This window comes from Pseudomonas sp. C1C7 (assembly GCF_013359595.1).
Classification (GTDB): domain Bacteria; phylum Pseudomonadota; class Gammaproteobacteria; order Pseudomonadales; family Pseudomonadaceae; genus Aquipseudomonas.
The window spans coordinates 29,193-55,202 of sequence record NZ_JABFMP010000032.1; the positions used below are offsets into that span (position 1 = coordinate 29,193).

General features: G+C 61.3%; 26 protein-coding genes and 1 pseudogene. 8 read left to right on the top strand and 19 right to left on the bottom strand.

Features of this window, described 5'->3' with window-relative positions; all coding sequences use genetic code 11:
• Positions 1 to 46: 46 nt before the first annotated feature.
• The 9 genes from pstA to HNO86_RS23030 all read right to left on the bottom strand — a co-directional run bounded on the left by pstA (position 47) and on the right by HNO86_RS23030 (position 10,066).
• Positions 47 to 940: a phosphate ABC transporter permease PstA gene (pstA, locus tag HNO86_RS22990; protein ID WP_175379221.1), complete on the bottom strand. Its 894-nt coding sequence runs from the start codon at positions 938 to 940 to the stop codon at positions 47 to 49.
• Entirely contained in the window at positions 940 to 1,905 is a 966-nt protein-coding gene (pstC, locus tag HNO86_RS22995) for a phosphate ABC transporter permease subunit PstC (RefSeq protein WP_175379222.1), read from the bottom strand. The genes pstA and pstC overlap by 1 nt, the downstream gene beginning before the upstream one ends.
• Positions 1,906 to 1,978: 73 nt before the next feature.
• Positions 1,979 to 3,010 (bottom strand): phosphate ABC transporter substrate-binding protein PstS, encoded by a 1,032-nt coding sequence (pstS, locus tag HNO86_RS23000; RefSeq protein WP_175379223.1) that lies wholly within the window; start codon positions 3,008 to 3,010, stop codon positions 1,979 to 1,981.
• Between the two features lie 401 nt (positions 3,011 to 3,411).
• Entirely contained in the window at positions 3,412 to 4,245 is an 834-nt protein-coding gene (locus HNO86_RS23005) for a type 1 glutamine amidotransferase domain-containing protein (RefSeq protein ID WP_175379224.1), read from the bottom strand.
• A 157-nt stretch (positions 4,246 to 4,402) separates the two neighbouring features.
• Positions 4,403 to 5,380 (bottom strand): TerC family protein, encoded by a 978-nt coding sequence (locus HNO86_RS23010; RefSeq protein ID WP_175379225.1) that lies wholly within the window; start codon positions 5,378 to 5,380, stop codon positions 4,403 to 4,405.
• A gap of 99 nt (positions 5,381 to 5,479) precedes the next feature.
• Positions 5,480 to 5,857: a thioesterase family protein gene (locus tag HNO86_RS30340; RefSeq protein ID WP_256672726.1), complete on the bottom strand. Its 378-nt coding sequence runs from the start codon at positions 5,855 to 5,857 to the stop codon at positions 5,480 to 5,482.
• Entirely contained in the window at positions 5,857 to 7,020 is a 1,164-nt protein-coding gene (locus HNO86_RS23020; protein WP_175379226.1) for an iron-containing alcohol dehydrogenase, read from the bottom strand. Before HNO86_RS23020 ends, HNO86_RS30340 begins: the two co-directional genes overlap by 1 nt.
• Positions 7,021 to 7,055: 35 nt before the next feature.
• Positions 7,056 to 8,831, bottom strand: coding sequence for an acyl-CoA dehydrogenase C-terminal domain-containing protein (locus tag HNO86_RS23025; protein WP_175379227.1), 1,776 nt, complete (start codon positions 8,829 to 8,831; stop codon positions 7,056 to 7,058).
• Entirely contained in the window at positions 8,828 to 10,066 is a 1,239-nt protein-coding gene (locus HNO86_RS23030; RefSeq protein ID WP_175379228.1) for a 3-hydroxyacyl-CoA dehydrogenase NAD-binding domain-containing protein, read from the bottom strand. The genes HNO86_RS23025 and HNO86_RS23030 overlap by 4 nt, the downstream gene beginning before the upstream one ends.
• Positions 10,067 to 10,154: 88 nt before the next feature.
• Here HNO86_RS23030 and HNO86_RS23035 point away from each other — a divergent pair, with 88 nt between their 5' ends.
• Positions 10,155 to 11,102, top strand: a complete 948-nt coding sequence (locus tag HNO86_RS23035; protein ID WP_175379229.1) for a LysR family transcriptional regulator — start codon at positions 10,155 to 10,157, stop codon at positions 11,100 to 11,102.
• A gap of 112 nt (positions 11,103 to 11,214) precedes the next feature.
• Here HNO86_RS23035 and HNO86_RS23040 read toward each other — a convergent pair whose 3' ends face one another.
• The 3 genes and pseudogenes from HNO86_RS23040 to HNO86_RS23050 all read right to left on the bottom strand — a co-directional run bounded on the left by HNO86_RS23040 (position 11,215) and on the right by HNO86_RS23050 (position 13,758).
• Positions 11,215 to 12,549 carry an MFS transporter gene (locus HNO86_RS23040; RefSeq protein ID WP_175379230.1) on the bottom strand — a complete coding sequence of 445 codons (1,335 nt, stop codon included), beginning with the start codon at positions 12,547 to 12,549 and terminating at the stop codon, positions 11,215 to 11,217.
• Positions 12,550 to 12,775: 226 nt separating this feature from the next.
• Positions 12,776 to 13,048, bottom strand: a pseudogene (locus HNO86_RS23045) (molybdopterin-binding protein); the annotation flags it as partial.
• A 44-nt stretch (positions 13,049 to 13,092) separates the two neighbouring features.
• Positions 13,093 to 13,758: a M24 family metallopeptidase gene (locus tag HNO86_RS23050; protein WP_175379231.1), complete on the bottom strand. Its 666-nt coding sequence runs from the start codon at positions 13,756 to 13,758 to the stop codon at positions 13,093 to 13,095.
• Positions 13,759 to 13,862: 104 nt separating this feature from the next.
• Here HNO86_RS23050 and HNO86_RS23055 point away from each other — a divergent pair, with 104 nt between their 5' ends.
• The 4 genes from HNO86_RS23055 to HNO86_RS23070 all read left to right on the top strand — a co-directional run bounded on the left by HNO86_RS23055 (position 13,863) and on the right by HNO86_RS23070 (position 16,035).
• Complete coding sequence (locus HNO86_RS23055) at positions 13,863 to 14,546, top strand: TetR/AcrR family transcriptional regulator (protein ID WP_175379232.1); 684 nt, start codon at positions 13,863 to 13,865, stop codon at positions 14,544 to 14,546.
• Between the two features lie 97 nt (positions 14,547 to 14,643).
• On the top strand, positions 14,644 to 15,135 hold the full coding sequence (locus HNO86_RS23060) for a MarR family winged helix-turn-helix transcriptional regulator (protein ID WP_175379233.1): 492 nt from the start codon (positions 14,644 to 14,646) through the stop codon (positions 15,133 to 15,135).
• Positions 15,128 to 15,886, top strand: a complete 759-nt coding sequence (locus HNO86_RS23065; protein ID WP_175379234.1) for a class I SAM-dependent methyltransferase — start codon at positions 15,128 to 15,130, stop codon at positions 15,884 to 15,886. The genes HNO86_RS23060 and HNO86_RS23065 overlap by 8 nt, the downstream gene beginning before the upstream one ends.
• Complete coding sequence (locus tag HNO86_RS23070) at positions 15,883 to 16,035, top strand: hypothetical protein (RefSeq protein WP_175379235.1); 153 nt, start codon at positions 15,883 to 15,885, stop codon at positions 16,033 to 16,035. Before HNO86_RS23065 ends, HNO86_RS23070 begins: the two co-directional genes overlap by 4 nt.
• Positions 16,036 to 16,370: 335 nt before the next feature.
• Here the strand turns inward: HNO86_RS23070 and HNO86_RS23080 are convergent, their stop codons facing one another.
• The 7 genes from HNO86_RS23080 to HNO86_RS23110 form a co-directional block, all read right to left on the bottom strand.
• Positions 16,371 to 17,702 (bottom strand): LLM class flavin-dependent oxidoreductase, encoded by a 1,332-nt coding sequence (locus HNO86_RS23080; RefSeq protein ID WP_175379236.1) that lies wholly within the window; start codon positions 17,700 to 17,702, stop codon positions 16,371 to 16,373.
• A 45-nt stretch (positions 17,703 to 17,747) separates the two neighbouring features.
• Positions 17,748 to 18,509, bottom strand: coding sequence for an ABC transporter ATP-binding protein (locus HNO86_RS23085; protein WP_175379237.1), 762 nt, complete (start codon positions 18,507 to 18,509; stop codon positions 17,748 to 17,750).
• Between the two features lie 24 nt (positions 18,510 to 18,533).
• Entirely contained in the window at positions 18,534 to 19,319 is a 786-nt protein-coding gene (locus tag HNO86_RS23090; RefSeq protein ID WP_175379238.1) for an ABC transporter permease, read from the bottom strand.
• Positions 19,319 to 20,221: an ABC transporter permease gene (locus tag HNO86_RS23095; protein WP_175379239.1), complete on the bottom strand. Its 903-nt coding sequence runs from the start codon at positions 20,219 to 20,221 to the stop codon at positions 19,319 to 19,321. The genes HNO86_RS23090 and HNO86_RS23095 overlap by 1 nt, the downstream gene beginning before the upstream one ends.
• A gap of 4 nt (positions 20,222 to 20,225) precedes the next feature.
• Entirely contained in the window at positions 20,226 to 21,338 is a 1,113-nt protein-coding gene (locus HNO86_RS23100; RefSeq protein ID WP_175379240.1) for an ABC transporter substrate-binding protein, read from the bottom strand.
• Positions 21,339 to 21,371: 33 nt separating this feature from the next.
• Complete coding sequence (locus tag HNO86_RS23105; RefSeq protein WP_175379241.1) at positions 21,372 to 22,283, bottom strand: TauD/TfdA family dioxygenase; 912 nt, start codon at positions 22,281 to 22,283, stop codon at positions 21,372 to 21,374.
• Between the two features lie 210 nt (positions 22,284 to 22,493).
• The gene (locus HNO86_RS23110) at positions 22,494 to 23,267 is read right to left on the bottom strand and encodes a helix-turn-helix domain-containing protein (protein WP_175379242.1); all 774 of its coding nucleotides are present in this window, start codon (positions 23,265 to 23,267) and stop codon (positions 22,494 to 22,496) included.
• A gap of 112 nt (positions 23,268 to 23,379) precedes the next feature.
• Between HNO86_RS23110 and HNO86_RS23115 the strand changes: the two genes are divergently transcribed.
• The 3 genes from HNO86_RS23115 to HNO86_RS23125 all read left to right on the top strand — a co-directional run bounded on the left by HNO86_RS23115 (position 23,380) and on the right by HNO86_RS23125 (position 26,000).
• The gene (locus HNO86_RS23115; protein ID WP_175379243.1) at positions 23,380 to 24,591 is read left to right on the top strand and encodes an MFS transporter; all 1,212 of its coding nucleotides are present in this window, start codon (positions 23,380 to 23,382) and stop codon (positions 24,589 to 24,591) included.
• 63 nt (positions 24,592 to 24,654) lie between these two features.
• The gene (locus HNO86_RS23120) at positions 24,655 to 25,329 is read left to right on the top strand and encodes a bifunctional 2-polyprenyl-6-hydroxyphenol methylase/3-demethylubiquinol 3-O-methyltransferase UbiG (RefSeq protein ID WP_175379244.1); all 675 of its coding nucleotides are present in this window, start codon (positions 24,655 to 24,657) and stop codon (positions 25,327 to 25,329) included.
• Between the two features lie 56 nt (positions 25,330 to 25,385).
• On the top strand, positions 25,386 to 26,000 hold the full coding sequence (locus HNO86_RS23125; RefSeq protein ID WP_175379245.1) for a dihydrofolate reductase family protein: 615 nt from the start codon (positions 25,386 to 25,388) through the stop codon (positions 25,998 to 26,000).
• The last annotated feature ends 10 nt before the right edge of the window (positions 26,001 to 26,010 follow it).

Genomic DNA, 26,010 nt, shown 5'->3' on the forward strand with positions numbered 1-26,010 from the left:
GATTTTTTGCGCAGATAGAGTGTTCACGATTCAGATGCTCCCGCTCTTAAAACTTTGGTTTGCCGAAAATACGGCTGACGACGTTCACGATCAGTACGATCATCACCAGCACCAGCGAAGCCGCCCATGCGAGCTCAAGCTGGTTGTCGAAAGGCATGCCGGAAAAGTTGTAGATCAGCACGGAAAGCGAAGCCGTCGGGTTCATCATCGACAGGCTGCCTTCGTGGTAGATCCAGTAGTTGCTGAACAGCGCGGTAAACAGTAACGGCGCGGTTTCGCCCGCTGCGCGCGCCACGGCCAGCATGACGCCGGTCAGGATCGCCGGCAGGCCGGTTGGCAGGACGATTTTCCAGATCACTTGCGAGCGCGTGCAGCCCATGCCGTAGGCGGCATCCTTCATGATCTTGGGCACCATCTTCATCGACTCTTCAGCCGTCAGCACGACGATCGGCAGCATCAAAACTGCCAGTGCCACGCCACCTGCCGGTGCCGAGTAGGTGCCCGTGGTCACGACCACCAGGGCGTAGGCGAAAACACCCGCCAGAATGGAAGGCAGCCCGGTGAGCATCTTGGCGGCGAAGCGCGCGGCGTTCGCCAGCTTGCTGTCCGGCCCCAGCTCAGCCAGGAAGACGGCGGCCATGATGCCGACCGGCACCGCGATGGCGGCCGCGATACCGACCATGACGAAAGTACCGGCCAGGGCGTTGCCGAAGCCACCGCCCGTCTCGAAGCCGGTCGGCGGCAGTTCAGTGAAGACTTCAAGGCTCAGGCGAGCACCACCACGGGTGATCAGCATGTAGAGCACTGAAAACAGCGGCACACTGGCCACCACAGCGAGAAGCCAGACCAGCGTGGTCAATACCAGGCTGCGCAGCGCGCGGCCTTCGAACCTGCGTTGCAGGCTCGGTGCAGCGGAAATGGAAGCAGTGAGGTCAGTCATCATTTGTTCCCCCGCTGGGCGTAGAGCATGATCATGGAACCGATGACATTCACCAGCAGCGTGATGAACATCAGCACCAGCGCGGCGTACATCAGAACCTCTACTTCGTTCGGCCCCGCTTCCGGGAAGTTCAGCGCCAGCAAGGCGGCCAGCGTGTTGGCCGGTGCAAACAGAGAGAGGGAAATGTTGTTCGCGTTGCCTACCAGCATGGCCAAGGCCATGGTTTCACCCAGTGCGCGGCCCAGGCCCAGCACCAGCGAGCCGAAGATACCGGTGGCAGCGGATGGCACCATCACTTTCAGAATCGCTTCCCAGTGGGTGGTACCCATGCCGTAAGCGGCCTGCTTGGTTTTCATCGGTACGCCGGTCAGCGCATCCTGCGAAACGGCGGCAATGGTCGGCAGAATCATGATGGCCAGCACCAGCGCGGCAGGCAGCAAACCTGGCCCGCTCAACGAGGTGCCGAAAAAGGGAATCCAGCCGAGCTCGGTGTTCAGCCATGTCGTCAGGGGACGAATGGCCGGGATCACCACGTAGATCCCCCACAGGCCGTAAACCACGCTAGGGATGGCGGCGAGCAGTTCGACGATGGTGCGGAAGATGGCCGCCAGTTTGGCGGGCAGAAAATCCTGGGTCAGGAAGATCGCCATGCTGACGCCGAAGATGCCGGCGATGAGCAATGCGATCAGTGCACTGTAAAGCGTTCCCCAGATCGCAGGCAGAATGCCGTACTTGCCCTGGTTGACGTCCCAGACGGAACCCAAAAGAACGTCCAGGCCATGTTTTTCCATGCCCGGAACGGCCTTGCGGCCCACTTCGAATACAAGGGCGAATACCAACACCAGAATCAGGACCACACCTACGCGCGCAATCGCGCGGAAGGTCCGATCCACCAGGAAGTCCTTCGCGGAAGGCGGTTGGCACGCAGAGTCCGGGTTAACCGGTACGACAAAAGGCTGGGTCATGGGTGTATTCCGGAACAGGTGAAAATCTCATCCGGCGCGCCTGCAGCGCACGCCGGATGAAGACTCGCGAGTGTTACTGGATGTTGGCCGAAGCTTTGCGAACCTGATCGACGACCGACTGCGGGAGCGGGATGTAGCCCATCGAGTCGGCAATCTTCTGACCTTCGGTCAGGCTGTACTCAACCATTTCACGCATGGCCTTGGCCTTGGCCGGGCTCTCGTTCTGCTTGCGGAAGATCATCCAGGTGTAGGAAGTGATCGGGTACGACTTGGCGCCGTCCGGATCAGGCAACCAGGCCACCAGGTTTTCCGGGAACTTCACCGCGTTCAGAGCTTCGGCACCGCTTTGTGCGTTAGGCACAACGTACTGACCGGCTTTGTTCTGCAACTCGGCGAAGTCGACCTTGGCCAGCTTGGCGAAGCCGTACTCGATGTAGCCAATGGCACCAGGGGTCTGACGTACGGTAGCGGTCACGCCGTCGTTTTTAGGCGACTTGATGAACTTGTCGCTGGCCGGCCAGTTGACGGTGTTGCCTTCGCCCAACGCGGTCTTGAATTCCGGATTGATGGTCGACATGTGCTTGGTGAACACCGCGGTGGTACCGCTGGAGTCTGCACGTACGACAACAGTGATCGGCAGTGCCGGCAGCTTCAGCTCCGGGTTGGCGGCAACGATCTGCGGATCGTTCCACTGGGTGATCTTGCCCAGGAAAATGTTGGAGTAAACGTCGCGAGGCAGTTTCAGGCCTTTAGGGCTGCCTGGCAGGTTGTAGGCCAGCACGATTTCGCCCGCGGTCATCGGCAGCAATTGCACGCCTTCGGCAACCTTGGCGATGTCCTCGTCTTTCATGGCCGAGTCGCTGGCCGCGAAATCGACGGTTTTGTTCAGAAAGTCCTGTACGCCCGCACCGCTACCCTTCGATTGGTAATCAACGGTGACGCCAGCGGTTTTCTTGCTGAAATCCTTGAACCAGGTCAGGTAGATAGGAGCCGGAAAACTGGCGCCAGAACCTGTCAGGCGGACGCTTTCTTCAGCAAAAGACACTGATGTGGCGCAGATAGAAACGGTAAGAGCGAGCGCAGCGGACTTAACAAAACTTTTCATGAACGGCATTCCTTTTGAGAGCGGCTGCCGCACTGTGAACCAGTTATATGAAAAATTTATGACAGTCGGGTGGCAAAAAGGTGGCTTGTTGATTCCTCAGGCCATTTCCCACGGATTTCCACGCCCTCTTTGTAGGAGCGAGCTTGCTCGCGATGCGGGTCTGGATGCTGCGGGGCATCAGATGGCCAGCGTCATCGTTGACCACCCTCGCGAGCAGGCTCGCTCCCACAGTTTCAGGTGTTGGCTGCAATATTCGCTAACAACTCAACTCCTGTAGGAGTGAGGCTTGCTGAAGACATTGTGGTGAGGGGATTTAGCGAAACGTCGCACCGCCCCGTTGGGCTGCGAAGCGGCCCCAAAATCGGGCACCGCCGTCTTTCAGTTACACCGCTTGGGCAGCGTTACTTCTTCAACTTCGCCAGCATGGCCACGGCGACTGCCTTGGCCGACTGCGGATTCTGGCCGGAAATCACTTCGCGGTCCTCGATCACGTGCTCGCTCCATGGCTTGGCTTCGGAGAAGTTGGCACCGGCTGCCGTCAGGCCATCCTGCGGGAACAGTTTCATGTGGCCGCCGCCGAGGAAACCTTTGGCCTGCTCTTCTTCCGCGTCGGTGAAGGCGGTGACGTTGTAGCCCTTGTAAATCCAGTTGGCGGGGGCTGCCGGCTGCTTGCCCGATTCCAGCGCGGAGACAAAACCACGGGCGTCGGGGATCGCCGACAACATGGCGATGGTGCCATGGCAGGTAAAGCCGGTGACTTTGCCTTTTTCATGGAAGTTGCTCAGCAGTTGACCCAGTTGCTTGTCCTTGAGCAGGTCCTGCATCGGGATATGGCCGCCCGGCACGAACACGGCGTCGAACTTGTCGTAGCCGATTTTCTGAACCTGCGCGAAGCTGATTGCCGGCGAGCCGTTTTTCGAGGTCAGCTTCAGCGTGTCCAGCAGCGCGAGGCTTTCCTGACGGGCCTTTTCATCGCCGCCCCAGAAGTTCACATCGTTGGATTTCTGGTCCGCGGTTGGCGCCTTGCCGCTCGGGGTGGCAAATACCACGGTCTGCCCCGCCTCGATGAAGGTCTGCACCGGTTGCATCAGTTCGTTGAGGAAGAAACCGGTTTGCATGACCTTGCCGTCCTTGAGGTCCAGTTGATCCTGGTCCGACAGGACAACCAATACCGTACCGGCGTTGGCGTAGCTGGCAGCAGCGGTTAACAGAGCGGCAATAATGGTTTTTTTCACGTGTTACTCCAGTAGTGATGGTTGGATGAATCCATCTTATTACCAGAGCAAAAAGCGATAGAGCCCCTGAATTGAATTTCACTTATTACGCAGAGTAATCAATAGCCGAGCCTTACTGCCGCTGCAGCTTTCTCGGCGCAAACTCAGGAGCATCGCTTCATGATTGTTCTCCCGTCACCTGTGGTTTGCCCTTCGTCAACGTCAGACTCAACAGCACCGAAATCAATATGATGCCGCCGACTATGCTCAGCGACCATTGGACCGGCATGTGCCACCACGGCGCGACCAGCATCTTGCCGCCGATGAACACCAGCACGATGGACAGGCCATATTTGAGCAAATGGAAGCGGTAGGCCATGTCGGCAAGCAGAAAATACAGTGCGCGCAGGCCCATGATGGCGAAGATGTTGGAGGTGAAAATGATGAAGGGGTCAGTGGTGACGGCGAAGATCGCCGGGATGCTATCGACCGCGAAGACCAAGTCGCTGGCCTCGATCAGTACCAGCACCAGGAACATCGGCGTCGCCCAGCGCAGGCCGTCCAGACGCACGAAAAAGCGCTCGCCATGAAAGCCGTCCGTGATGCGAAGGTGGCTGCGCAGCCAACGCAGCAGAGGGTTCTTTCCAAGGTCTGGCTGCTGATTGGCGAAGATCAGCATCTTGATGCCGGTGATGACGAGGAACGCACCAAAGACATAGAGTAACCAGGCAAACTCCCGCACCAGCCAGACACCCGCAAAGATCATCCCTGCGCGCATGATGATGGCGCCGAGCACGCCATAGAGCAGCACACGGCGTTGCAACTCCGGCGGCACGGCGAAATAACCGAAGATCATCACGAAAACGAACATGTTGTCGATCGACAGCGATTGCTCGATCAGGTAGCCGGTGAGGAATTCGAGCGTTGTACGTTGGGCCACTTCGGCGCCGAACATGCTGCTCAGATACCACCAGAGCAGGGCCGCGAAGACCAGTGCCAAACTGATCCAGGCGATGACCCAGGCCAGCGCTTCTCGCACCGAAACACGATGCGCCTTGCGTCCCCCGAAGACGAACAGATCGAGCGCCAGCATGGCCAGGACAAACACGATGAAGGCGGCCCACATCCAGGGTTGGCCAACGCTGATGGCAGTCATTCTCTATCTCCGCATGACGCAGCAATAGGCTGGAGAAGTCATGCTAACGATCCTGTTTCATCAACAAAAATCGTTTATTCGTTGCGAATAGTTCGTTTTTTACGAAGTGTTGCTACGGATACTCGACCCTTTCCCCTCCACGACCGCCAGAATCAAAGCCACTGCGCGAACGCGATGAACGCCCCTTGAGCTTCGGCCAGCCAGGCGAAGGGTTGCACGGCGAGATCGAAGTGCGTGATGCGGCGCTCTGGCCAATGGTGGCCCGGACACCTCGGGGCTTGAGTTCACCACCACGCCGATCACCGATCCGTCGTGGATATCCAGCCCGCCTTTTTCGATCAGGAGGCGGTTCACCGCACTGTCGAAAAAGCTGTAGTAGACGACGTTGTGCACATGTCCATAGACGTCGTTGTCATGCCAGCGGGTGGCGATTTTCGTGAAGTGCCGGTAGCGGTTGCGCTGCCTCGGATCGCTCATCAATACGCCGCCTCGTAGATCGCCAGGGCGTCTGCTTCGCTCACCTCGCGGGGATTGTTCACCAGCAGGCGCTGCTGTTGCATCGCGTCCGCAGCCAGTCGGGCCAGGCTGTCCCGGGTCACTGCGGTGTCGCGCAGGCGCGCCGGCAATCCGCAACGGGGACCCAGTTGCGCCAACTCGGCGACGAACTGTTCGGCCTGGTCATGCCGGTCCCCTGCCTTCAAGCGCCGGCCAAGAATCAACGGTACCAACTCGGCGTAGTCCGCCGCCGCGACGGGCAGGTTGAATCGCAGGACGTGGGGCAGTACCAACGCATTGGCCAACCCGTGGGGAATGTGAAAATGTCCACCCAACGGATACGCCAGCGCATGCACCGCCGCCACCGGCGCGTTCGCGAACGCCTGGCCGGCAAGACAGGCACCGAGCAGCATCGCCTGGCGAGCCTCCAGATTGCTGCCCTCTTGCACCGCCTGGTCAAGGTTCCCGGACAGCAGCCGCAACGCCTCGCGGGCCAGCAGGCTCGACAGTGGATTGCGCTTGAGTTTGCTGGTGTAGGCCTCGATCGCATGCACCATGGCATCGATTCCCGTCGCCGCGGTCACGGTCGGTGGCAGACCCAATGTGCATTCGGCGTCCAGCACCGCCAGATCCGGCAGCAGCAACGGCGAGACAACCCCCATCTTGGTAGTGTCGCCCGTGGTGACGATCGCGATCGGCGTGACCTCCGAACCGGTCCCTGCGGTGGTCGGCACCTGAATCAGCGGCAGGCGTCGACCGCGCGCATTGTCGACACCATACAAATCGGTGATCGACTGCGCGCAATCGGGGCTGGCCAGCAGCGCGACCAGTTTGGCGACATCCATCGAACTGCCGCCACCGAAGCCCACGATCAGGTCCGCGCCGATATGTTGCGCGCGCTGCGCGGCTGCCAGCACGCACGCCTGGCTCGGGTCGGCCGCCACTTCGCTGAAAATCGCCACCGCGACCCGGGCCTCGCCAAAACCCGGCAACACCTCATCCAGCAGTCCCAGGCGGGCGATTCCCGGGTCGGTCACGATCAATACACGCCGCGCTCCACGCTCACGGCAAAGGCCGGCCAGGCGCCGGGCCGCGCCGGCTTCACAGAGAATCTGCGCGGTGGTAGCAAAGCTGAATGGCTGCATGGCAGCACCTCCTTATTGTTGTTTTGGGTCTGCGATCAGCACGCGAAATCGCAGGCGGGCATGGCCATCAGGCAGTCCGCGCCGCCGAGCAGCGCCTCGCGATGCGCCGTGGCACGTGGCAGCACGCGGCGCCAGTAGAAATCGGCAGCGTGCAACTTGGCCTGATAAAAGGCTGTTTCACCGCTGCCGTTCGCCAACGCAGTGCTGGCTCGCAGCGCCGCCTGCAACCAGAAACCCGCCAGCAGGACATAGGCCGAGTAGGCGAGGAAATCCACCGAGACCGCACCGATTTCCTGCGGCTCTCGCTGGCAGGCCTCGATGATGCCGCTGCCCAGCGCGCGCCACTCTTCGAGTCGCCGGTTGACCGCGACCGCCATCGCCTGCAGTTCGGCGTGAGCGCCGGCGGCATCGACGTGCCGACCCAACTCATCGATCAGCGCGTTCAGCTCCGCGCCACCGTCGCCAATCAGTTTGCGGCGAACCAGATCCAGCGCCTGGATGCCATTGGTACCTTCATAGAGCTGGGTGATACGGCTATCGCGCATCAGTTGCTCCATGCCCCACTCGCGGATGTAGCCATGGCCGCCATACAGCTGCACGCCGAGGCTTGCCACTTCCTGGCCGACATCGGTGAAGAACGCCTTGACGATGGGAATCAGCAGCGCGGCGCGACGGGAGGCCACGCGCCGGGTCTCGGAATCCTGCGCCGCGTGTTCGAGGTCCAGTTGCCGCGCCGTGTAGATGCCCAGCATCCGACAGCCTTCGGTGAGGGTTTTCTGGGTGAGCAACATGCGCCGCACATCGGGATGGACGATGATCGGGTCAGCCGGTTTGTCCGGCGCCACGGCGCCGGTCAGCGAACGCGACTGCAAGCGTTCGCGGGCGTAGCTCAAGCCGCCCTGGAACGCCGCCTCGGCGATGCCCAATCCTTGCAGACCAACCTGGAAACGCGCGTCGTTCATCATGGTGAACATGCAGGCCAGTCCTTGATTCGCCTCGCCGACAAGCCAGCCTCGCGCACCGTCGAAATTCATCACGCAGGTGGAAGCGCCCTTGATGCCCATCTTGTGCTCCAGCGCACCACAGCTCAGGGCATTTCGCTGACCATCGGGCAACACCTTGGGAACCAGGAACAGACTGATGCCCTTGACCCCGGCCGGTGCGTCGGGCAGACGGGCCAGCACCAGATGAACGATGTTGTCCGTCAGATCCTGCTCGCCGCCACTGATGAAAATCTTGCTGCCGGTGATCTCATGACTGCCATCGACATCGGCCTGCGCACGGGTGCGCAGCAGGGCCAGGTCGGTGCCGGCCTGGGGCTCGGTGAGGCACATGGTTCCGGTCCACTGGCCGCTGACCATTTTGCCCAGCCAGGCTTGCTTGAGCGCGTCGCTGCCATGGCGATGCAACGCCAGCACCGCGCCTTCGGTCAGCCCCGAATAGATCCGGAAGGACAACGACGCCGCCATCAGCATTTCATGGAAGCTGGCCGAGGCCATTTGCGGCAGACCCTGCCCTCCATACTCCATTGGCCCAGTCATGCTCGCCCAGCCGTTGTCGACGTACTGACGATAGGCATCCTTGAAGCCATCCGGGGTGCGGACATTGCCATCCGACAGCAGACAGCCCTGTTCATCGCTGTTGCGGTTGAGCGGTGCGATCACTTCGCCGGCAAACCGCGCCGCTTCCTCGAGAATGCCATCGAGCGTATCGCGGTCCAGATCAATACCCAGTTGTTCGCAGTGAGCCGAGACGTCGAACAGTTCGTGCAGGACGAATCGTACTTCTCGCAAGGGAGCCTGATAGTTCATGCCAATACCTGCGCTACATCGCCCAAACGCTTGTCGCTGGCGATCAATTGATCAATGAGCGCTGCCGGGCGCCAGTGCTCGCCCAGCACCTCCTGCAAGCGCTTGAGGCGCACGCCGATAGTGTTCAGTCCTTGAGAATCCGCCCAGGCCATCGGCCCGCCGATGTCGGCGGGGAAACCGTAGCCATTGACCCAGACCTGATCGATGTCATGACTGTTGGCAGCGATGCCCTCCTCCAGGATCTTTGCGCCCTCGTTGATCAGCGCGAGCAGGCAACGTTCGAGGATCTCCTGCGCGTCGATGGCACGGCGGCGATAGCCCAGGCCATGGGAGACCCCGAGCACCAGCGCATCGACCTGCGGATCATGCTCGGCCTTGCGACTGCCGGGGGCGTAACGGTAGTAACCCCGGCCGGTCTTCTGCCCCAGACGACCAAGGTCACACAAGGCATTGTCGACCTGCACCAAAGGTGACTCCATGCCCTGGCCGGCCAGTTGACGGGCGCGCCACTCCAGATCGATGCCGACCACGTCATACATGCGAAACGGCCCCATGGCGAAACCGAATCGCTGCATCGCCTCGTCGACCTCATGCGGCAACGCGCCTTCGAGCAGTAGCTTGCGCGCTTCGGCGACGTAGCTGCGCAGCATGCGGTTGCCGATGAAGCCCGGGCAGTTGCCGGCGATCACCGCCACCTTGCCGATGCGCTGGCCCAGGTTCTGCGCCGCTTGCAGCACCGCGCCGTCGGTGTGCTTGCCGCGCACGATTTCCAGCAGCTTCATGATGTGCGCCGGGCTGAAAAAGTGCAGGCCCAGAACCTGCGGCGCACGGCCAGTCACGGCGGCGATGCTGTCGATATCCAGTGCCGAGGTGTTGCTGGCCAGAATCGCCTGCGGCTTCAGATGGGCGTCCAGTTCACGGAAGATTGCCTGTTTGATTTCCAGGTTTTCGTACACCGCCTCGATCACCAGGTCGGCGTCCGCCAGGCTGGCGTAATCGGCCACGGCCCTTACCCGACGCAGATTGTCGTCAGCCTGGCCTTGGGTAATGCGTTGTTTATCGACTTGCTGCGCCCAGGTCTGCTCGATCATGGTCAGGCCCGCGTCGAGGGTGGCGGCATTGTTTTCCAGCCACAACACCGACAACCCGGCACTGGCCAGGCAGACAACGATGCCCCGGCCCATGGTGCCGGCACCGATGACGGCGACCTGCCGGATATCAAAAGAGTTACTCACGCGCGGCGCTCCTGCTTTTGTTTTTATGAAAAAAGAAACAGCCGTCACCCTAAGCAGGCATCAAGTATTTTTGAAATTTCATTTTCATATGCCATATATTGCCGGCATGAATACATTGAACTTCGATCTGAATCTGCTGCGGGTCTTCGACATGTTGCTGCGCGAGCAGAATGTCTCCCGGGCAGCGGAGCGTCTGGCACTGACGCAGCCAACCGTCAGCAATGCCCTGGCGCGCTTGCGTGATCAACTGGGCGATCCGCTGCTGGTGCGCGTCGGAAGGCGCATGCGCCCCACTCCCCGGGCCCTGGCACTGGAAGGACCGATCCGCGCGGCCTTGCAGCAGATTGAGCAGACACTGGTCATCGGCGATGCCTTCGAACCGCAACACAGCCAGCGCCAGCTACGGATCGCCGTCACCGACTTCGTTGAACAGATGTGCATGTCGCCCTTGTTGGCGCTTGTGCAGGTGCAAGCGCCCTTGCTGCGCATCGATGTCGCCCACCTGACACCAGACCTGCCCGCCGAGGCACTGGATCGCGGCGAACTGGATCTGGTATTGGGCCGTTTCGATGAGGTGCCTGCTCGCTTCAGCCGGCATCTGTGGCGCCGCGAGACGTTGCGGGTCGCGTTGCGTCGGGGCCATCCGGAAACAGGCAACGGTCTACCCCTGGACACGTTCCTGCGAATGCGCCACCTGTGGGTGCATGGCGGTCAGACCCGGGGCATGGTCGATCAATGGCTGGCCGAGCAGAATCTCGCGCGGCAAATCGTCTACACCACCCCCAACTACCTGCAGGCCGCACATCTGGTGGCGGCCACGGACCTGTGCGCCGTGCTGCCGACGACACTGGCGCAACACTTCGCCACGCTGCTGCCCCTAGAGTTGTATGAATTGCCTTTTGCGCTGGAGCCTTTCGAGCTGGAACTGGTGCACCTGACCCATCGTCAGCACGACCCTGCACTGGCGTGGCTGGTGGATCGGATCATGACGATGAACAGCGAAAATCGAGTGCTGGATGAACTTGATCCGCCCTGAGTCCGTGTTGACCTGAAAAGATCGCAGCCTGCGGCAGCTCCTACATGGGAATGCATTCACCTGTAGGAGCTGGCTTATTCCTGGACAGCTGGCTGCGATCGTTTTGCGGCAGTTAATGCACCGCCACCGCCTCCCCCTCCGCAACATCAGCCTGAACACGAATAATCAAAAGCCCCGCCGCCGCAATCACCAGCGGCACAACGAGCGCCGAGTAATACCCCGCCGGTCCGCCGTGCTCGAGAAACCAGCCACCGCTCGCCGATCCGATAATCGCGCCAACCCGACCCAGCGCAATCGCCCAGCCGGTCGCCGTTGCGCGCAACGCCGTGGGGTACGCCTGGGCAACCATGTAATTCAGGACGATTTGCTGCCCTCCGATCCCCAGCCCTGCCAAACCGGCAAGAACGAAAACCAACGCCCAGTTTGTACCGCTGTTCGCCAGCCCCACGCACAGGGCAATGCCGAAAACGAACAAGGCCAGCAACAACAGGCGAACGTTGATTTTCGGCAGGATGATCGACAGTGGAATGGCGCAGACCACGAACACCGCATTGACCGCAACGGTGCCCATCGGCGCCTGCTCCGCCGGCAGGCCGGTGGCCTTGAGAACGGTGGGCAGCCAGGACAGGAACATGAACCACGCCACCCAGTTGAACAGGTAGATGGTCCATATCCCCAAGGTATTGCGAGCCAGGCCGCCAGCAAACAAGGAGGACACGCGGGTTTTCACATCCAGCTCCGGAACGCTGAAAGTGCTACCGGCATCGAGGGGTTTATCAGTGATCCGCGCGACGATTTTTCCGACCTTTTCAAGGCTGGAGTCCGTCCGTTGCCGGGTCAGGAAATACAGCGATTCAGGCAAGGCGAAGATCAGCACCACCATCAGCAACAGCGGCACGATTCCGCCGACCGCGAAGATGCCTTCCCAACCGATCAAGGGCAGCATCCGGGCGGCCAGCAGCCCGCCAAGGATGGCGCCGGCGGGTAATCCGAGCAGCACGGTGGTCATGATCGTGCCGCGATGCCGGGCCGAGCCATACTCCGCCGCCAGCGACAGCACGACGGGCGTTGCCCCGCCCATGCCGAGCCCGGCGATGAATCGCAGGACCAGGATCTGATCCGTGGTCTGGGCAAATGCTGTGGCGAGCGAAGCCACGGCGAACAACGCAACCGAACCGATGATCGTCGGTCGCCGACCGAACTTGTCACCCATCAACCCCAGGATCATCGCCCCCAGCACCATGCCGACAATGCCCGCCGTCAGGATCGGCGCCAAAGCGCCCGCCCCCAGCCCGAATGCCTGGGTGATCGAAGGGCCGGTGAAGGCGATGGCTTGTGTGTCGAAGCCGTCGAGAATGGCGACGAAAAAACAGAGGGCGAACACACGCCACTGAAAAGTGCTGACTCGCGCGTTATCGATCAACTCGGGAATTGAATGAGTGCTCATGGCTGCTCCGATCCATCAGACGATTTTTGTAATTTTCGGGCGCAGGAAAACCTGCCGGAGCACAGGCTAAGGGTGGGCCTCTGTCAGCGTCTAATATCGTTTGGGTGGTTTTTGATACCTGAGGGGTATGGTTTGAAAAGATCGCAGCCTTCAACCACTACAGGGGAACGCATTCCAATGTAGGAGCTGCCGAAGGCTGCGATCTTTTCGAGGCCTGCAAATCAAATCACGCCGGCACACCCAAAATGATGTGCGACGCCTTGATCACCGCCGTAGCACTCACACCCGGTTTCAACCCCAACTCCGCCACGGCATCACGGGTCACGATCGAATAGACCTTCGACCCACCGGCCAACTCGATGACCACCTCGGCATTGACCGCCCCGTCATTGACGCTCAGCACCTTGCCGCTCAGGCAATTGCGTGCGCAGAGGCGGATGTCGCTGGACTCGGTCATCAGCATGACCCACGGCGCCTTGATCAGGGCGATGGCTTCCTTGGAACAACCCTAGACCGTCCCCCACAAGCCATCCGACATTCCGATCAGATGAGCAGATCCTCGTAAAACGCACCGAACGGCCGCTCGGGATGGGCGAGCTGGATTTCCAGAATCCACAGGCCGTTGTTCGGGTACTGATCCAGGTCGCCAAGGTCACCGCCGCGATAAATTGCATGAGGAAAGTCGCTGACCCGATGGCCCTTGATGTCGAGGTTGAGCTTCCAGCCCATGGCGTTTGCCTGGGCGGCGGCGAAATCGTATAGCGCCACGCCGCAGACCCGCTCGCTGCGCCAGAAGCGCTCGACGCGGTCGAACAGTTCCTTGGCCGCCGCGGCACAGGCGGCCATTTGCGGGTCGGAGCCGGTGGTGAAGGTTGCCCCGGCATCCCCTTCGTGCCCCTGCCAGACCACACCCATGTCGATGAAGAAAATGTCGTCTTCACCCAGCACGGGATCGCCCTCGGAGCGCTGCTTGAAGGTCTTGAGGGTATTGGCGCCGAAACGCACCAGCAGCGGGTGCCAGATACGGTCCATGCCCAGTTCCGCCAGGATCTCCTTGGCGCGCAGCTGCGCTTCGGATTCGTGCATGCCGGGCGTGATGACGGCGGCAATGCGCTCGATGGCCTTCCAGGTCATCTGCTGGGCGTAACGCATGGTTTCCAGCTGGTAATGCTCGCCGACTGCTTCTTTGTTTTTCAGGACCGTATTCATCATTCCTTCCCTTGGTAAGAAAGCGCAGGCCACGCGCTATATATTTTTGTATATTGCGATACTCAATTACAAAGATAAAGCCGTGAGCCAGGCTTGAACCCGACATGATGAACATTTCCAGCACCCAAATCGGCGATCCCTCCAGCGCGCTGGACCAGTTCCTGAAGAAGCCCAGCATCCGCCAGAAAAACCATCTGCGGATCCTCAAGGCTGCCAGCGAAGAGTTTTCAGTGTCCGGCTTCGACGCCACCCAGACCCGCGACATCGCGGCGCGCGCGGGGATTCCCAAGGCCAACCTCTATTACTACTTCCAGACCAAGGAAAACCTCTACGCCCACGTGCTGCTGAGTTTCGTCGGGCCGCTGCTCAAGGCTTCGGCGGCGCTCAGGGAAAGCGACGACCCGGCGGTGGGCCTGAAGGCCTACATCAAGGCGCGGATCCGGATCATTCAGGAGAACCCGCTCAGCTCGAAGGTCTTCAGCCACGAACTGTTGTTCGGCGGCAAGCACCTGCCCGACAAGTACAAGGACCTGCTGCACGAAGAGGCCCAGCGCAACATCGATCACCTGCGCGGCTGGATCGACCGCGGCCTGATCGCACCAGCGGATCCTGAACACCTGATGCTGTTCATCTGGTCGGCGACCCGGACCTATACCAATCTGGGGTGGCAGATGTCGCTGATCCGGGGGGCGGAGAAGCCGGATGATGCGGACTATGAGCGTGCGGCGGGGACGATTACGCGGATGGTGTTGGGTGGGGTTGTGCAGAATATCGGTGTGCCGTTTTAAGGCTGCGATCTTTTATGAGGCTCCACACATCAGGCCCGGCTTGCAAATTACATTAGCGCTAATGTAACTTCCCCTCCACGCCTTGTGGAGTAACCCCATGAACAGATTGAACGAGCCCGGCCTCGGCGAGCTTCTGCGTTATGTTTCGGAACTGGTGGAGTTCGGCGCCGAGGAGCATTACCAGCACATGGGCCTGACCTACCGGGCGCGCTACACCCCGGTATTGCGGGCGATCCGCTCCGGCGCGCAGACCGTCACCGAGATCACCACCCGCACCCACCTGACCCAGGGTGCAATCAGTCAGACCGTGAGCCAGATGGACGTCGACGGCCTGATTTCCCGCCAGCGCGGCGTCGATGGCCGCAAGACTGTCATCCAGCTGACCCCCGCCGGCAGCGCCGTGGTGAAGCAATTGAAATCCCACTGGTTCGCCACCTTCGAGGCCATCGAGCATCTGGAGGAGGAAATCGGCTATCCGTTGCGCCGGGTCCTGGAAGAAGCGGCGAAAGCCCTTGAAAACCGCGGATTCTCCGAGCGCCTGAATCAAGCCAAACAGCAACTCACAGCGGACGTTGCCCACCATGAATAGTCTCAACCGTGAATCGAAGAACTGGTTCGACCAGGGCGGCCAGGCCTACGCCCGCTTTCGCCCGGAATACCCACCGCAACTGTCGACGTACCTGGCATCGCTGGCGCCCAATACCTTCCTGGCCGTCGATGTCGGCTGTGGCAACGGCCAGCTGACCAAGCAGCTTGCCGGGCATTTCCGCGAGGTGATCGGCTTCGACCCGAGCGCCGAACAGGTTAATCATGCCGAGCCGCAAACCAATGTCAGCTACGCCTGCGCCCGGGCCGAAGACCTCCCCCTCCTGAGCCGCAGCGCCAGCCTCATCACCGCCGCCCAGGCCGCTCACTGGTTCGACCTGCCAAGGTTCTACGACGAGGTTCGCCGGGTGGCGGAGCGCGACGCAATACTCGCGCTGATCAGCTATGGCGTGCTGCGCATGGACGGTGAACTCGGCGCCCGTTTCGAGCAGTTCTACTGGAATGAAATCGGCCCCTTCTGGCCCGCCGAACGCAAGCTGGTGGACACCGGATACTCGACGATCGACTTCCCCTTCACCGAGCTCGAGTCCCCCGAGATCGCCATCCACCTCGAGTGGAACCTCGACGAATTTCTCGGCTACGTCTCCACCTGGTCGGCCATCCGCAGCGCCCGGGAATCGGGCCGGGAGGACCTGCTCCACACCTTCGCCACCGACATCGCCAACCTCTGGGGCGCCCCCGAGACCCGGCACGCGATCACCTGGCCCATCAACATGAGGATCGGACGGCTATGAGCGACCTGCACGCGACACCGCTTTCTCCGGGATTGATTCACCGCGCGACCCTGGTCGTGGCCGATCGTCACACGGTCCCGCACGTAGAGCGCGCGATCATCGATTTGCAGCGCTTTGTTCAGCGCCTCGAGGCCAAGGCGGCGCACTGAAACATGTGGGAGCGAGGCTTGCCCGCGAATGCGTCAGGTCAGTCAGCATCCATGTTGAATGTGCCGGCCTCTTCGCGAGCAAGCTCGGCTCCTACAGGTTCTCTGGTCGATCACAACGCCAGCGAACCTCCACAAAACCTGTAGGAGCTGCCGAAGGCTGCGATCTTTGGCCCCTGTTCGGCGCCCTGCCCCACGACGTTGATTTGAAGCTGGTCTCCAGCCGCAGCTTTGCTTCGGGGCTGGTGCAGTCGACTTATCGTCTGAACCAGTAAACCAATGCCGGAGACTGCAACCCCTGTGGGAGCGAGCCTGCTCGCCATGCTCCTTCTACAGGCTCACGCCGATTTCAGCGCAAACCGCGAAACCGGCCGACTCAGTCCGTAATGCTCACGCAGCGTCGTCCCCGCATATTCCTCCCGAAACAGCCCCCGCTTGCGCAAGATCGGCAGCACTTCATCCAGAAAAACCTCAAACCCCTCAGGAAACGCCGGTGGCATCACGTTGAAGCCATCGGCCGCCCCACTGCGGAACCACTGTTCGATCAAGTCGGCGATCTGCACCGGCGTCCCCACCGGCACCCAATGCCCGCGGGCGCCGGCCAGGCGGTTGATCAGTTGGCGCAGGGTGGGTTTCTCGCGGTCGACGATGTCGATGATCAGTTTGAAGCGGCTGGCCTGGCTTTCGCCGCCGTCGAAGTTGACCAGGTGTCGTGGGAATGGTGCGTCCAGGTCCTGGTCCGACAGGTCGACGCCCAGCAGGCGGCGCAGTTGGCCCAGGGCGACGTGGGGCAGTACCAGTTCGTTGAGTTCGTCGAACTTGCGCTGGGCCTCGGCTTCGGTGCTGCCGATGTAGGGGCTGATGCCGGGGAGGATTTTCAGCTGGCGGGGATCGCGCCCCACGACCCTCGCGCGGTTGCGGATGTCAGTGGCGAATTCGGTGGCGCTTTGCAGGGTCTGGTGGGCGGTGAAGATGGCCTCGGCATGGCGGGAGGCGAAATCCCGGCCGTCCTCGGAAGAGCCGGCCTGCACCTGCACCGGCCTGCCCTGCGGCGAGCGTGGCGAGTTGAACGGGCCCTTGACCCGGTAGTGAGTGCCGACGTGGTTGATCGAGTGCACCTTGGCGCCGTTGGCGAACACCCCGGCGGTCTTGTCCAGCACCAGCGCGTCATCCTCCCAGCTGTCCCACAGATCACCCACCACCTGCACGAATTCCTCGGCCTTGGCATAGCGGTCATGGGCCGGCGGATGCTGGTCCAGGCCGAAGTTGGCGGCTGCGGCGGCCAGGGAGGTGGTGACGATGTTCCAGCCGGCGCGGCCTTTGCTCAGGTGGTCCAGCGCGCTGAACGAACGGGCCAGATTGTAGGGTTCGCTGTAGGTGGTGCTGGCGGTGGCGATCAGGCCGATGCGTTGGGTCACCGCGGCAATCGCCGCCAGCCAGGTCACCGGTTCGAAGCGGATGCGCAGGCCCTCACGGTCGCTTTCGGCCAGGGACGGCGAGTCGGCGAAAAAGATCGCGTCCAGCTTTTCCCGCTCAGCTCTCAGTGCAAGCTGCTGGTAGTAGCCGATGTCCATGGACGCTTCCGGCACCGACTGCGGGTGGCGCCAGGCGGCTTCGTGATGACCGTTGGGGTAGATGAACAGGTTGAGGCTGAGCTGGCGTTCGGACATTTGCGTTCCTTAAAAATGACGATGAAAAAGATAAGGCAGTGCGCCTCAATGCAACTCGGCAAAGTCGCTCAGCACGTCATCGCGCAGGTGGATGAAGCGGCGGTCACTGCGGTTGCGCGGGCGCGGCAGATCGATGTCGACGATGCGTCGGATACGCCCGGGATTGGGCTGCATCACCACCACCCGATCGCCGAGGAACACGGCCTCGTCCACGTCGTGGGTGACCAGGATCATGGTGATTTTTTCCCTGGCCCAGATGTTCTGCAGCTCGCCCTGCAAGCGCGCCCGGGTCAGGGCGTCGAGGGCGCCCAGGGGCTCATCCAGCAGCAACACGCTCGGCCGATTGACCAGCCCGCGGGCGATGGCCACCCGTTGCGCCATGCCGCCGGAAATCTGATGCGGATAGGCCTCGATGAAGTCCTGCAGGCCCACCAGTTCGATGTGCTCGCGCACGGTGTCGCGTTTCTGCGTGGCACTCAGCGGCGAATTCTTCAGGCCCACGGCGACGTTCTGCTCGACGTTGAGCCAAGGAAACAACCGGTGATCCTGAAACACGATGCCGCGCTCAAGGCCGGTGCCCTTGATCGGTTTGCCATCGAGCAGGATGCGCCCGTCGAACTCCTCGTCCAGGCCAAGGATCAACCGCAGCAGCGTGGACTTGCCGCAGCCGCTGGCACCGACGATGCTGATGAATTCGCCGGGGGCGATGTCGAGGTGGATGTTGTCCAGCACCTGCAATTGCGTCGAACTGCCCGGCCGCGAGGTGAAGCGCTTGCTGATGTTTTCCAGGGTGAGGCTGTTGTTCATATTGCGATCCTTTTCAAAGTCCGATCAGCGAGGCGCGATGCCGTACAGGCGCTGCATCCGTCGTTCAAGTGTCCGGGCCAACGCGTTCAGCCCCCATCCCACCAGACCGATAATCACCATTCCAAACAGCACCAGATCCATCATGAAATGCTCGCTGCCATCGATCAGCGTGTTGCCGATGCCCTCCCCCGACACCAGCAGATACTCGGCGCCGATGGTCGCCAGCCAGCTGTAGACCAACGCCAGATACAGCCCGGTGAAGATCGACGGCAAGGCGGCGGGTAGCATCACCCCGACGATGGTTTGCCAGCGGCTGAAGCCGTAGACCCGTGCCACTTCCAGCAGATTGGGCGGCACGTTGCGCAAGCCATCGCAGGTGTTGACCACCACCGGCACCAGCGCGGCCAGCGACAGGAACACCACCTTGGCCACGTCGCCCAGGCCGAACCACACTGAGATCAGCGGGATCCAGGCGAACAGCGAGATTTGCTTGAAGGTGTTGAAACTCGGACCGACCAAGCGCTCGAAGTGCCGCGAAAGGCCCAACAGGCAACCCAGCACCAGTCCCAACGCGGTGCCGATGAAAAAGCCGCTGAGGTTGCGCGCCAGGCTCGCCGAAATCGCCCGCCAGAATTTTTCCGAGGTGATCTGATCCCAGGCCGTTGCCGCGACTTTTTCCGGCGAAACCAGCAGCCCCGATTCGCTCCAGCCCAGGTTCGACGCCAGCCACCACAGGGCGATGACGGAGATCGGCAAGACCCAACCCCGATAGCGATGGCCGCCGTTGGAAATCGAAAGAGTCGCACTCATCACCGCAGCCCTCCGAGCGCTGGCCGACCGCGATTGAGGCGCTTCTCGGCGTAATCGAAACCGCGATCGATCAGCAACCCGAGGGTCCCCACCACCACGACCGCCGCCATCACCAGATCCAGTTGAAACAGCTGGCGCCCATAGACGATCAGATATCCCAACCCTTCACTGGAGGCCACCAGTTCGACCACCACCAGCGACAGCCAAGCCTTGGTGAAGCCCAGGCGAAAGCCGGTGAACAGGGTCGGTATCGCCGCCGGCAAGACGATGGAGGTGACGCTTTGCCGACGGCTGAAACCGTAGGTCCGACCGACTTCCAACAGGTTTTTCGGCGCCTGCCGGAACGCCTGCAAAGTGCACAGGGTGATCGGCACCAGGGCCGCCTTGGCGATCAGCACGTACTTGAGCGTTTCGCCGATGCCGAACAGCAGCAAGGCGAACGGCAGCCAGCCCAGCACCGGAATCTGCACCAGTGCGTTGAAGGTCGGCAGCAGATAGTCCTCCAGCGTCCGCGACAGCCCCATGGCCAGGCCCAGCGCCACGCCGAGCAAGGCGCCGAGGCCGAATCCGACCACCACCCGCTGCAGGCTCGCCGATGCGTTGAGCCACAGGTCACCGCTGCCGACCAGATCCGACAGTGCCTGGTAAACGTAGGCCGGCGGTGGCAGCACCTGCTCCGACAGCCAGCCGCGCTCCACCCCCAGATACCACAGGCCCAGCAACAGCAGCGGCAACAGCCAGGGCAAAGCCTTGTCACCCAGGTTCAGGGACCAGGCCGATGTGCGCGGCACCTCGACCTTGCGGGCCGGGCGAACCGGTGACGGTGGAAGACGTTTGACGTTGTCGCTCGGCCGCGCCGGCGCCCCATACTTCTCGAGTCTTGCGGTCTGTGCCCTGGCCATCTGTCTAGCTCCCTTGCTTGGCGGTCGTTGCGGCCGCTACGGCGTTACCTGCCGGCTGTTTGCCGTCCGGACCGTAAGGCGTCCAGTAGCTTTCCAGTCCTTTGGCCTTGAGGGATTTGTGCAGGTAGCTGGTCTCGAACCAGCCATCGATGCTGATCGGCCGGCGGATGAGTTTCTCTTCCTTGGCCTGCTCCGCCACGGCCTGATAGCGGCTGATCAGGAAGTCGTCGACCAAGGGCGATGCCCTGTCCCTGAGGGTGACGCCCTTGAAGTCGGCACGCAGTGAATCGGCGGGGTCGTTGCTCTTGGCCCACTCGGTGAAGACCGCGTCATGATTGCTCTCGTCCGATGTCCATTTCGCCGCATCCACCAACGTATCGACGACCTTTTGTACGTTGTCCGGGTGTTGCTTTTCGTAGTCGCCGCGCACCACCAGTGCCGTCTGCCGGGTGTAGCGCACGTTCTGCTCGGGGTTGTCGTAGACGATGTCGATCAGGCCTTTGTCCCGCAACTTGAACAACTCGCGACCACCGAAGGCGGCATCCACGCCATTGGAAATCAGGGCTGCCTGGGAACTGCCGGTATCGAGGTTGATGACCTTGATATCGCGCTCGGTGAGGCCGTGTTCCGCCAGCAGATTGATCATCACCAGATGGCCGTTGGTGCCGCGGAAGATCGCGACTTTCTTGCCCTTCAGATCCTCGATGGTTTTGAGCGGCGAGCCTTTGGGCACCGCCAGGTAGAGGTTGGCGCGCACGCCAAGCGCCGCCAGCAATTTGGTGTCCAGTCCGTTTGAACGCCCGACCACGGCCGGCAGATCACCCTGGTAGGCGAAGTCCAGCTGCTGATTGGACAGGGCCTCGTTGACCGCAGGCCCCGCGCCCTTGAAAAAGAACCACTGCACTTCGGTGCCGGTTCCGGCGAAGGCTTTTTCCAGCAGTTGCTGATTGCGCACAATGCCCAGAGGCGAACCGCTGAAGGTCACCGGATCACCGCCACCGGCTGTCGCGACACCGATGCGCAACACATCGGCCTCAGCCACGGGGATCGCAAGTACCGCAGCCAGAGCTGCTGCGATGCTGCCTTTTTTGAACAGACGAATGCGGTTGAGCTTCATGTGAGCCTTCCTTGTATCGATGAGACTGGCCTGTCAGGCGGCGAGGTGTTTTTTGTCGGCTTCGGTCTTCGGCGAGCGGGCTTGCGGGTTCGGCTTGAGCGCTTGGCTCAGGCGCCCGTCCACGCCCACCGGTACATCGCCGTCGATGGTGGTGCGACGCACGATGCGCTGGGCATCGCCGTAATCGTTGATCGCAATGTGCTGCGTGGCGCGGTTGTCCCAGATCACCACATCGCCTTCCTGCCAGCGCCAGCGCACGGTGTTGTCGACATGGGTGATACGGTCGTGGAACAGGCGAATCAGTTGCTTGGAGTCGTTAGTGTTCACGCCCTGAATGTGTTTGACGAAGTGCCCCAACAGCAAACTTCTTTCACCGGACTCCGGATGGACTCGCACTAATGGATGTTCGGTTTCGTAGATCTCGGCAGTGAACTGTTCGCGATAACGTTTGAGTCCGGATTCGTCGGTATTACGCGGTGCGGCGTAGTCATATAAGTTGGTGTGAAGAACCCGAAGATTATCGGCGAGCTGTTTTAATGGCTCGGGCAAATCGGCGTAGGCCGTTGCCGTATTGGCCCATACGGTGTCACCGCCGTAAGGTGGGATTACCACGCCACGCAAGATGGACACTTTCGGGTAGTTGGCGACGAAGGTGACGTCGGTGTGCCAGGAATTGGCGCGGGTTTCCTTGGCGTCCAGGTGCAGGATCGCGGCGCTCTGTTCTGCGGATCTCACGGTAGGGTGAGGGACCTGATCGCCGAAACGGCGGGAGAAGGCTTCGTGCTCGTCGTCGTTCAGGTGCTGGTCGCGGAAGAACAGGACTTTATATTTGAGCAATGCCTGGTTAATGAAGTCGAAGTCCTCGGCACTGATATCGCCGCCCAACTTTACGCCTTCGAGTTGTGCCCCAATTCGACCTGCAACGGGTTTGATTTGAATAGTCATCGAGCTACCTCCTGTCTCACGAGTTGTTGTGGGACAGATCATAAAGACATAAAAGCGACCGTGACTAATCACAAATTATTCTAAAGATAGAAGTTGGGCCATATAACAATTGCCTTATTTAAATCAGCAAAGCGATATATGTTCTTAGTTATTACCTAATAACCAAACTTCCTCGCTCCCACAGGGGTCGGGGGTCACCGGGTTGCGAGGTCATTTGAAAAAATGACTGGGCGTGGTGCCGAACTGTTTCTTGAACATGGTGCTGAATGCACTCGGGCTGTCGTAGCCCAGCACTCCGGCCACGTCGATGATTTTTTCGCCCTGCGCAATGCGCTCCAGCGCCGAGAGCAACCTTGCCTGCTGGCGCCATTGGCCGAAGGTCATGCCGGTTTCCTTGTGGAACAGGCGCTGGATGGTTTTGGCGTCGAGGCTCAGGCGCAGGCTCCAGTCGGTCAGAGTCGAGCTGTCGCCGAGGTCCTCGCGCAGGGCCGCGCAAATGGCCTGGATGCGCTGATCGACCGGTTGCGGCAAATGCAGCGGCAAGGTCGGCAGCAGCGTCAGTTCATCGACGATCAGACGCATGATTCTGGCTTCTCGTGAGTCCTCGTCGACCGGTCCGGCGATGCTCACCGAGGTTTTGATCAGCTCGCTCAACAATGCCGAAATGCTCACCGCCCGGGTCTCATCCGGCAGCTGCGGAAAACATTCCTGTCGCACGAAGACGCTGCGCATCTTCAACGCACCCACGCAGCGGATCGAATGCACATGGCCGCTGGGCATCCAGATGCCGCGACTGGGCGGGACGGTCCATTGGTTCAAGCCTGAATGCACCACCATCACGCCCTCGATGGCGTAGATCAGCTGATGCTTGATGTGGCTGTGGGGCTTGATGAACCAGTTTTCCGGGTAATCGGTCGCGCTGGTGCACACCGGCCAGTCCACTTCGTCCATCGCCAGTACAAATTCTTCGAGTGATTTGTCCATGATGCCCTTTTTACGAAAGTCGGCGCCCGAATCGCGCGAGACAGGCAATTTCGCGAAATCTAGCATAGCGGCTGATCTACGCAATGCTCTTACTCAGCCTGGATGACGTGCAATGTCCTCAATGACGACCCCTACTGCCACCGCCTCGGTGGCCAGCCAGACCAGCCCGCTGGTCATGCGAGTGATCGGTGCCTGTGCCCTGGCGCACCTGATCAACGACCTGATCCAGGCCGTGCTGCCTTCGATCTACCCGCTGCTCAAGGCCAGCTACGGACTGAGCTTCACCCAGGTGGGTCTGATCACCCTGACCTTCCAGCTGACCGCGTCGCTGTTGCAGCCCTGGGTCGGCTATCACACCGACCGTCATCCCAAACCCTGGCTGTTGCCGGCCGGGATGGTCTGCACGCTGATCGGCATTCTGATGCTGGCATTCGTTGGTAATTTCCCGGCGATTCTCGCGGCCTCGGCGCTGGTGGGCATCGGTTCCTCGACCTTCCACCCGGAAACCTCGCGGGTGGCGCGTCTGGCGTCGGGTGGTCGTTATGGCCTGGCGCAGTCGACCTTCCAGGTGGGCGGCAACGCCGGCACCGCTTTCGGCCCGTTGCTGGCGGCGGCGATCATCATTCCCTACGGCCAGGGCAACGTGGCCTGGTTCGGCCTGTTTGCGGTGTTCGCGATCCTGGTGCTGTTCGGCCTGAGCCGCTGGTACCGCGCGCACCTGAACCTGTTCAAGCTCAAGCAGGGCGGCAAGGCGACCCACGGTCTGTCGAAGCAACGGGTGACCTTTGCCCTGGTGGTGCTGGCGCTGCTGGTGTTCTCCAAGTACTTCTACATGTCCAGCTTCACCAGCTACTTCACCTTCTACCTGATCGAGAAATTCGACCTGTCGGTGGCAAGTTCGCAGCTTTACCTGTTCCTGTTCCTCGGTTCGGTGGCCGCCGGCACCTTCTTCGGCGGGCCGATCGGCGACAAGATCGGGCGCAAGAAAGTGATCTGGTTCTCGATCCTGGGTGCCGCGCCCTTCACCCTCGCCCTGCCCTATGTCGACCTGTTCTGGACCAGCGTGCTGAGCGTGATCATCGGCTTCATCCTCGCCTCGGCGTTCTCCGCCATCGTGGTGTTCGCCCAGGAACTGGTGCCGGGCAACGTCGGCATGATCGCCGGCGTGTTCTTCGGCCTGATGTTCGGCTTCGGCGGCATCGGCGCCGCGCTGCTGGGGCATCTGGCGGACATTCATGGCATCGAATACGTGTACACGCTGTGCTCCTTCCTGCCGCTGCTCGGCATCCTGACCATCCTCCTGCCGTCGACCAAAGGGGTTTGATGAGGACGGGCCACCTTCGGGTGGCCTATCCTGTTGATTCAACCCATCACGCCGGTCGCGCCCATGTCCTCCCCGGAAACCAGCCTGCTGCAGAGCTGGCAGAACAACGCCCAAGCCTGGATCGAAGCCGTGCGCAGCGGCGCCATCGAAAGTCGTCAGCAGGTGACTGATCGGGCGATTTTGCTGGCCATTCAGAGTCGCCAGCCTGAGCGTGTGCTGGATCTGGGCTGCGGTGAAGGCTGGCTGTTAAGGGCGCTGGCGGAACGCGGGATCGAGGCGGTCGGGGTGGATGGCGACGCGACGCTGGTGGCGTCGGCGCGGGCAACTTGTTCTTCGCGGGTGCATCTGGCGAACTATGAAACGCTTGTCGACGCACAGGTGGATATCGGCACAGATTACGACGTGATCTGCGCCAATTTCGCCCTGCTGCACCAGGACATCATTCCCCTACTTGCTGCGATGAACGCCCTGCTCGCCCCCGGCGGCGCGCTGGTGATCCAGACGCTGCATCCGTGGACCGCGGCGGCGGGCGATTATCAGGATGGCTGGCGTGAAGAAACCTTCGCCGGATTCAAGGGTCAATGGCAGCCCATGCCGTGGTACATGCGCACCCTGTCCAGCTGGATCAGGGCCCTGGACATGGCCGGCCTGCGCCTGGCCGAACTGCAGGAGCCCCAGCACCCGCAAAGCCCCGTACCGCAGTCTTTACTGCTAGTGGCCACGCCCCAAACCCTGTAGGAGCGAGCATGCTCGCTCCTACAGGAAGCGGGCCCAGATCCAATCAGGAGATCACCATGCGCAAACTCATCGTTGCCGCCTTCATGTCCATCGACGGCGTCATGCAAGCCCCCGGCGGCCCCGAGGAAGACCGCAGCGACGGCTTTCGCTTCGGCGGCTGGATCGTGCCCTACGCCGACGAGGTGTCCGGCGAGGCAGTGATGGATCTGTTCGCCGAGCCCTTCGAATTGCTCTTGGGCCGGCGTACCTACGACATCTTCGCGGGCTACTGGCCGCAGATAAAACCCGACGCCCAAAACCCCATCGCCGACCTGTTCAACGCCGTGCCCAAGCACGTGGCTACTCATCGACCGGATTCGCTGGATTGGCATAACAGTCGGGTGCTGGATGCCGATGTCGTCGGTGCCGCGCGCGCGCTCAAGCAGCAGAACGGTTCACAACTACTGACACAGGGCAGCGGCGATCTGGTGCGTCAGCTGTTGGCGGCGGGGTTGGTGGATGAGTTGAGGTTGATGATTCATCCCGTTCTGCTGGGGAGTGGCAAGCGGTTGTTCGGGGATGATGCGCAGGCTTCGGCGTTTGTTCTGGAGCATTCCATCACTACGCCGGGTGGTGTGCTGGTTGCGCGGTATGTGCGTAGTGGGGATGTGGAGGTCGGAACCTTCGGTTAAACCCCCTCGC